General features: G+C 40.6%; 1 protein-coding gene and 2 pseudogenes. 2 read left to right on the forward strand and 1 reads right to left on the reverse strand.

Annotated elements, in window-relative coordinates:
• Positions 1-316: pseudogene (locus F6K49_RS49885) on the reverse strand (hypothetical protein); the annotation flags it as partial.
• Between the two features lie 557 nt (positions 317-873).
• On the opposite strand from F6K49_RS49885, the gene F6K49_RS49890 reads away from it, so the two are divergent.
• Positions 874-1,029, forward strand: coding sequence for a hypothetical protein (locus F6K49_RS49890; RefSeq protein ID WP_293020487.1), 156 nt, complete (start codon positions 874-876; stop codon positions 1,027-1,029).
• Positions 1,030-1,086: 57 nt separating this feature from the next.
• Positions 1,087-1,303 (forward strand): annotated as a pseudogene (locus tag F6K49_RS49895) (pseudaminic acid cytidylyltransferase); the annotation flags it as partial.

Genomic DNA, 1,303 nt, shown 5'->3' on the forward strand with positions numbered 1-1,303 from the left:
ACATTCGGGATTGATTTTGAGCTAAATCTGCCATCAAAGAGTATGCTTGAGCGCGATCTCGTTTGAACTCATGGACAGTATTGGTTAGAGCTTCAATGGCACGAGCATTAGAATCGATCCTGTGACCAAGTTGTTCAATCTTTTGGTTGGTCTGCTCGATAGCACGAGCATTGGAATCAGTTCTGTGACCAAGCTGTTCAATCTGTTGGGTGACAGCATCAATCCTGTGACCAAGCTGTTCAATCTGTTGGTTGGTGCGCTCGAAGGCAGTTAGTAAAAGGTTGAAACGGGTATCAAACTGGTCTGAGTTTGTCATTTGCTTTGCTGCAAGATAATGTTTACGATTGCAGTTATCAATTGCTTGAAGTACGTTTTGTATTTTAGGTAATAGGGAACAGGGAATAGGGTCAAAATTATGTGTAAAGCATAAGTATAATTACCGCTATACTTCTGATTCAGGACTTACGCACAGACTCCATTTGTAGGGTGGGCAAGGTTTTGCCCACCCTACAGGTAGCTAGTGCAGATTCTGTTTATTGTGTGATTTTTATGGTGTGATTTGCGATTACAAGCTATGACTGTTAATTTTTACCATTGCTCTATTAGAACGTTTTTTTACTACTTATGATTTACCAGATGATTTACCTTGGCCAAAAGGCCACGCTACGCGAACAAGTTTCTTCCCTTATTAAGGAAGTCATGTGGGATTTACTTCACGGTAGTCAGGGGCAATTATTATGCCCTAATTACTACTCCATAAACCCTAGTAAATTGTACCTAAAATATTTGATTACGGCTACAATAATTATACAAGAATAATATCAATATTGACAAGAATTAAATATATTATTTACTAATAGCTAATTAACTGCAATGGTGATTTATTATAAAACCAAAAATTACTCCTATTTCTTTCCTACTACTCCCGATTCCCGACTCCCGACTCCCGACTCCCGACTCCCGACTCCCGACTCCCGACTCCCGACTCCCGACTCCCGATTCCCGATTCCCTATTCCCTATTTCTGTAAACTATAAAGTGGTGATCAAAAATTTGCCAGCAAGATTATTGTCTAAGATCAGGAAAATTGGTAGATTCTAAAACTCCGACAGTAGTTGCCCTGATTCCAGCCCGAGCTGGTTCCAAACGAGTACCTGGTAAAAATATTCGTCGTTTAAAAGGGCATCCGTTAATTGCTTATACTATTGCTGCTGCAACCCAAAGCCAAGTGTTTTCAGCAGTGATTGTTTCCACTGACTCAGAGGAGGTGGCGGAAATTGCTCGTTACTATAGCGCTGAGGTAC

The organism is Moorena sp. SIO3I6 (genome assembly GCF_010672095.1).